Source organism: Acinetobacter sp. ANC 4973, from assembly GCF_002135275.1.
Lineage (GTDB): Bacteria > Pseudomonadota > Gammaproteobacteria > Pseudomonadales > Moraxellaceae > Acinetobacter > Acinetobacter kyonggiensis.
Genome location: NZ_NEGM01000009.1, coordinates 126,312 through 132,311, shown reverse-complemented (window position 1 = coordinate 132,311; position 6,000 = coordinate 126,312). Strand labels below are relative to the sequence as shown.

Genomic DNA, 6,000 nt, shown 5'->3' with positions numbered 1-6,000 from the left:
GCAAAACTATTTTAAAAAAGTAAGGTTTCTGCGATTTATTAATCAATAAAAGGTATTTGGCGAGTTTTGCGGATGACGAATGCCTTTGATTACTTTGGGCTTATCCAAAGTAATAGATGAGCTCCAAGTATTTGATTTAAAAAATATAAGACTCCGTCATGAACAACTAAAAACTAAGGGCTTTATTTCTAAAACCCTTAACTGACTGGTATTAAGCTAATGACAGGCTTTTTATTTGGCTAAAGAACTGAATTACAAAATCAAGTTGGTATTTATTTTACAGTCCGTTTATAAATGTGCTGACTTAATTTTAAGAATAATGACTGTGATCTATAATATTCATCATTTACATTGCGGCACCATGTGCCCTGTTTGTGCACCGCTTTTTGGGCAAAAAGGCTTACATGCCAAAGTGGTTTGTCACTGTCTGCTGGTTGAAACAGATCAGGGACTGGTACTGATTGATACCGGCTTAGGCATCCAAGATCATCTACATCCTCAAGCCCGTTTAGGCAGTTTCGCTGCACGATTCGGACGTATAGAGCATGATTTAGAACTGACCGCCATTGCTCAGATTCAACGCTTAGGCTTTAGCCCTCAAGATGTCAAACACATCTTGGTTTCGCATCTTGACTTTGATCATGCCGGTGGTATTTCAGACTTTCCACATGCCACCGTACATGTGCTCTCGACAGAATATAATGCGACACAAAGTTTTTTCTCACTTAAAAATAAAGCGCGCTATAAAACCCAACAATTTAAACAACACCGCTACTGGAATTTCATCGAACCAGAGCAAGGTGAAACATGGTTTAACCTGCACCAAGTGCAAGGATTTCGCTTATTTCAAGATGAAATTTTAATGATTCCATTATTGGGTCATAGCAAGGGTCACTGTGGCATTGCCATTAAGCAGCAAGATGGCTGGGTATTCTTCTGTGGCGATGCTTATTTTTCACATCTGCAACTCAATCCCCAAAATAAACTCAGAACGCTGGCTAAATTAGAACGTATTTTTGCTGAAAATAATTCAATGCGTTTAGATAACTTACGCAAAATTCAACAACTCGCACAAAGCCAAAATAATATCGAAATTATTTGTGCACATGATCCTGTTGAATTGGAACGCTATCGAGCATGATAAAAAGAACTCTACTTGCCATTTTCATCAGTAGCTCCAGTCTGGTCGGATGTATCACCACACCCACCATTTCGGCAGAACAGCGCCCACCACACTGGGGCAAAGCAATTCATCAACCCGATAATTTTTATCAAATTAGTGAGCAGCTATTTCGTAGTGAACAGCCCAGTGCTGAACTGATTCCACAATTAAAGGCGCACAATATTGATGCTGTGATTAATTTAAGATCGAGAAATGCGGATTTAGCCGTACTGCCATCGACAGATTTTCAATTGATTCATATTCCAATTAATACGTGGGCAATGAACCGTGACGATTTATTGCAGGTGATGCAGCACATTCAGCAAGCCCAAAAACTCAATCAAAAAGTATTGATTCATTGCTATCATGGCTCTGACCGTACGGGTGCAAGTGTTGCCATGTATCGCATTATTTTTGAAAATTGGCAAACTGAAGACGCACTGAATGAAATGAAATATGGTGGTTACGGCTTTCACCCTGTTTGGGTTCATATTGAAAAAATATTTACCCCTGAAAATATAAAATGGATTCGACAACAACTGTCGAATCCATCTTAATTTTTGCTTTAAGCTCGATTTAGCGTTTCTCGAGTGGGACCCAGTCAATCACCCATGCTGATTTCATGCCTAGGCTTGTATCACTGGTAATTTTCTTACGTGCTGAATCGGCAATCTCTCGATTTTTAGCAGGCCCGACCATAATTCGAATCCCTTTCGAGGTTGGGCTTTTGGTGACCTTATAACCTTTGGCACGTAATTTAGATGCTACTGCATCTGCATTCGCTTCATTTGCAGCCAATGCCACTTGCACCATCCATTGTTTATCACCATTTTCCAATAGATCGCGTGCTTTTTCAGCCTCAGCCTTTTTCTTTAAATCGGCCTCATGCTTGGTTTGTGCTTGTTTTTTCTCAGCCTCTTTCTTTTCGGCTTCTTTTCTTGTGACTTCCTGCTTCTCAGCTCCTTTACGTTTTTCCTCAGCTTGTTGTTGCGCTTTAACTTCTGCTGCTTGTTGCACTTTATCCTCTGCTGCTTTTTTCTCAGCAACTTTCTTTTCAGCTAACTTTTTTTCGGCTTCAGCTTTACGTTTATCTTCAGCTATTTTTTTATCAGCATCAGTTTGTTGTTGAACTTTCTGCTGTTGTAACTTTTTTTCAGCACTGAGCTTCTCTTCAGCCAAACGCTTTTGTTTTACTTTCTCATCTTCAATCAGTTCAGGAGGAATATTATCCGAACTTTGCTGTGCGCCTGTACGATGCGCATTTAAAGCTGCATATTCTTCTGCTGCCTTACGTGCAGCTTCTGCTTCTGCTTGTTGCTGCATGACTAAAAACTCTGCTGCACGTACTTCTTGTTCTGCAACTGCTTTTTCACGTGCCCGACGTTGTTCTTCAAGCAAACGTTTTTCGGTTTCAACATCAACCGTTAAAGGTTGAAGCTGAACCATTTCTCCAGTTGTAGCAGGCTTTTGCTGCTCGACTTGGGAAGCACGCTCTGGAGTTTTAAATTCATTTTGATCTATTTCGTCTTTACCCTTCAGGAGCAATGCTGCCAATAAAACACCACCACCTAATAAAACAACGCCACCCATCCAACGTTGTGTGCTATTCATTGACATTCTTCCAAATACTCCCATACCGCTTCTAAGGTATGAAATGAACCACATACCAAGATCAGCTGATTATTTTTCGTTTCATTCAGCGCTGATTTAAAAGCCAATTGAACACTTTCAAAGTGTTGTACTGTTTCACCCTGTAATGCCTCATCAAGCTGTGCTCTTTCAGCTGCTCGCGGAACGGTTAAGGGTGCAATTTTCCATGTTAAAACAGTATCTTTCAATAACTCTACGACAGAATTGATATCTTTATCTGCCAGCATTGAAAAAACACCGATCACTTCTGTGTACTGTTTATTGTATTCTAAGTATTTTCGCAACTGCTGTAACAAAAATTTAACACCATGCGGATTATGCCCCGCATCAAAAATAACCGTTTTATCTTGAATTTGACAGATTTCAAAACGACCTGCTAGTCGTGCCTGTTGAATGCCTTGTGCAATCGCTGCTTGGCTAACTGTTAAACCACTGAGCAAAATGGCAGCAACTGCCGTTGAAATATTTTCTAATGCTAAAGAGCCGAGAGGAAGTTTTAGGGTTGTACCTGAGGATGCAAACATCCAAGTTTGACCATCGTCGCTATATTGATAACAATAATCACGCTCTGCCACATAAAGTTGCGCCTGACATTCATCGACTTTATTTTGAATTGCCTGTGGCAGTGGTTGTAAACCCCCAAAAATTACGGGAATATTCGGGCGAATAATGCCTGCTTTTTCGAAAGCAATTTTTTCAATCGTGTCACCTAACCAATCGATATGGTCTAGACCAATATTGGTAATCACAGCCATATCTGGGTCTACGACATTCACCACATCTAAGCGACCACCTAGACCAACTTCTAAAACCCAAACATCACATTGTTGATGTTTAAAAATGACAAAAGCAGCCAAAGTGGTTGCTTCAAAAAACGATAAGCTTAAATCACAGGCACGACGTGCTTGATCCACTTGTACAAACGCATTCACCAAAGTCTGGTCATCCACTTCAACCCCAGATAACTTCACCCGTTCATTAAAACGGTAAATATGTGGGGATTGATATAAACCGACTTGATAGCCTTGCGAATTTAAAATGGCAGCTAAAGTCGTGGTGGTTGAACCCTTACCATTGGTTCCTGCTACAGTCAGGACTTTTGCCTGTGGTTGTGTCACTCCGAGCTTTTCAGCCACAGGAATGACACGCTCTAGACCTAAATCAATGCCCGTAACGTGAACATGGCTCCAATAATTGAGCCATGTAGTTAAAGAGTCTGTTGCAAGTGGTGCTGTGTTCAAGGCAAATTCATCAGTTTCGCGACAATACGATATACAGTATCACGTAATGCGTGACGATGAACAATTTGATCGATTACACCATGATCAAGCAAATATTCAGCACGTTGGAATGGTTCTTCCAATGTTTCACGTACAGTTTGCTCAATCACACGTTTACCCGCAAAACCAATCATGGCTTTCGGTTCAGCAATATGGACATCACCTAACATCGCAAGTGAAGCCGTTACACCACCATATACTGGATGCGTCAATACCACTAAATACGGTAAACCTGCATCTTTCATACGTTGAATCGCTGCTGAAGTCCGTGCCATTTGCATGAGTGACAACATGCCTTCTTGCATACGTGCGCCACCCGATGCAGCGAAGCAGATTAACGGTTGTTTGTCTTTAATCGCACGTTCAGCCGCCTGTACAAAACGGTCACCCACAACCGTACCCATTGAACCGCCCATAAAGTCGAATTCAAATGCACATGCAACCAAAGGAATACCTTTTAACACACCTTGCATCACCACCAATGCTTCAGTTTCGCCAGTTTTCTTTTGTGCTTCAGACATACGGGCTGGATATGGCTTGCTGTCCACAAACTTGAGTGGATCCTTCGCAACAAATTCTTGACCCAATTCATTTTGAACTTGGTCAAAGAACCACGTTAAACGTTCACGTGCTTTCATACGCAAATGTTCATCACATTGCGGACAAACATAAGCGTTAAATGATATCGCTGTACGTGTCACCAGTGCGTGACATTCAGGACATTCGATGGTTGGTTCTGTAAATGTTGCTTTGAGTGCAGTTTGCTCATCGGGTGTGTGAATACCCGGAACATGACGTTCCGTCCACGGCGTCGCTGGGCTCAGAATTTTGCCTGATTTCACTTCTTGATTCATACTAACTCATCGAGCGCTGCTCGAAGCTCCTTGACTTTATTAACCGTTTCGACAACAGCTTGTTCTGGCGCTAAGTTCGCAAATTGTTTGACAAAAGCACTACCAACAATTACCGCATCAGCCGCTACACCCATTGCTTTCGCAGAGGCAGCATCGCTAATACCAAAACCCACACCAACAGGAATATCAGTCACAGCTTTAATTTTTTGGATACGAGTTGCAGCTTCAGAGACATCTAAGGTTGCAGCACCCGTTACCCCTTTCAAGGACACATAGTAAATAAAGCCACTGGCTTGATTCGCCACATATTGAATACGTTCATCTGTAGATGTTGGCGCAAGTAAGAAAATTTGATCCATGTTAAATTTTTTCAACACATCATCTAAATCTTTTGCTTCTTCAGGCGGTAAATCCACCAGAAGTAAACCATCTACACCGCATTCATTGGCATAAGACACAAATTTTTCATAACCAATCACTTCAACTGGATTTAAATAGCCCATTAAAACGACGGGTGTTTCTGTATCTTTTTGACGGAACTCTTTCACCATATTCAAAGCATCTAAGGTATTGGTTCCACCAGCCAATGCACGTTCTGCTGCAAGGGCAATCACTGGACCATCTGCCATAGGGTCTGAAAATGGAAGACCAAGCTCAATCACATCCACACCTGCCTCAACCATCTGGTGTAACAATGGAACCGTTACTTGCGGATGAGGGTCACCAGCCATCACATAAGAAACTAGCGCCTTACGCTGTTGAGATTTAAGCTGTCCAAAACGAGTGGCTAAACGTGACATAAGGGTATGCTTTCCTTGAATTATTTTAAAACTGAGGAGTTGGCTTTGTAGAAACACAAGACAACGCATTGTAACGCTATTTTTTACTCATTGAATAGAGTCTGAAAACTTCACGATACACTAGACTGACAATCTCATTTTTTCAGAACAATCCGAGAACACCATTTACTGATATTTACGATTTTTTCTCAATGATCAAAGATGCCTAATTTTGCTATTTAAAAAAATAGCCAACATTAAGATAAACTTATTTT

At 41.1% G+C, this 6,000-nt stretch carries 6 protein-coding genes; 2 read left to right on the top strand and 4 right to left on the bottom strand.

Features of this window, described 5'->3' with window-relative positions:
- The first annotated feature begins 325 nt into the window (after window positions 1–325).
- Window positions 326–1,141: an MBL fold metallo-hydrolase gene (locus B9T30_RS12325; protein ID WP_086185256.1), complete on the top strand. Its 816-nt coding sequence runs from the start codon at window positions 326–328 to the stop codon at window positions 1,139–1,141.
- A complete protein-coding gene (locus B9T30_RS12320) occupies window positions 1,141–1,719 on the top strand; it encodes a dual specificity protein phosphatase family protein (RefSeq protein ID WP_086185255.1) in 579 nt (192 codons plus the stop codon). The genes B9T30_RS12325 and B9T30_RS12320 overlap by 1 nt, the downstream gene beginning before the upstream one ends.
- Before the next feature lie 19 nt (window positions 1,720–1,738).
- Here B9T30_RS12320 and B9T30_RS12315 read toward each other — a convergent pair whose 3' ends face one another.
- Genes B9T30_RS12315 through trpA form a run of 4 tightly spaced genes read right to left on the bottom strand, consistent with a single transcriptional unit; the run spans window position 1,739 to window position 5,746 of the window.
- Window positions 1,739–2,779 carry an SPOR domain-containing protein gene (locus B9T30_RS12315; protein ID WP_171264168.1) on the bottom strand — a complete coding sequence of 347 codons (1,041 nt, stop codon included), beginning with the start codon at window positions 2,777–2,779 and terminating at the stop codon, window positions 1,739–1,741.
- On the bottom strand, window positions 2,770–4,053 hold the full coding sequence (folC, locus tag B9T30_RS12310) for a bifunctional tetrahydrofolate synthase/dihydrofolate synthase (RefSeq protein WP_086185249.1): 1,284 nt from the start codon (window positions 4,051–4,053) through the stop codon (window positions 2,770–2,772). The genes B9T30_RS12315 and folC overlap by 10 nt, the downstream gene beginning before the upstream one ends.
- Window positions 4,050–4,946, bottom strand: coding sequence for an acetyl-CoA carboxylase, carboxyltransferase subunit beta (gene accD, locus B9T30_RS12305; RefSeq protein ID WP_086185248.1), 897 nt, complete (start codon window positions 4,944–4,946; stop codon window positions 4,050–4,052). Before accD ends, folC begins: the two co-directional genes overlap by 4 nt.
- Window positions 4,943–5,746: a tryptophan synthase subunit alpha gene (trpA, locus tag B9T30_RS12300; protein WP_004649507.1), complete on the bottom strand. Its 804-nt coding sequence runs from the start codon at window positions 5,744–5,746 to the stop codon at window positions 4,943–4,945. Before trpA ends, accD begins: the two co-directional genes overlap by 4 nt.
- Window positions 5,747–6,000 lie beyond the last annotated feature (254 nt).

Excerpts from the sequence above, each read along its gene's own strand:
- B9T30_RS12315 (WP_171264168.1), bottom strand. The coding sequence starts at position 2,779 with ATGTCAATGAATAGCACACAACGTTGGATGGGTGGCGTTGTTTTATTA.
- accD (WP_086185248.1), bottom strand. The coding sequence starts at position 4,946 with ATGAATCAAGAAGTGAAATCAGGCAAAATTCTGAGCCCAGCGACGCCG.
- trpA (WP_004649507.1), bottom strand. The coding sequence starts at position 5,746 with ATGTCACGTTTAGCCACTCGTTTTGGACAGCTTAAATCTCAACAGCGT.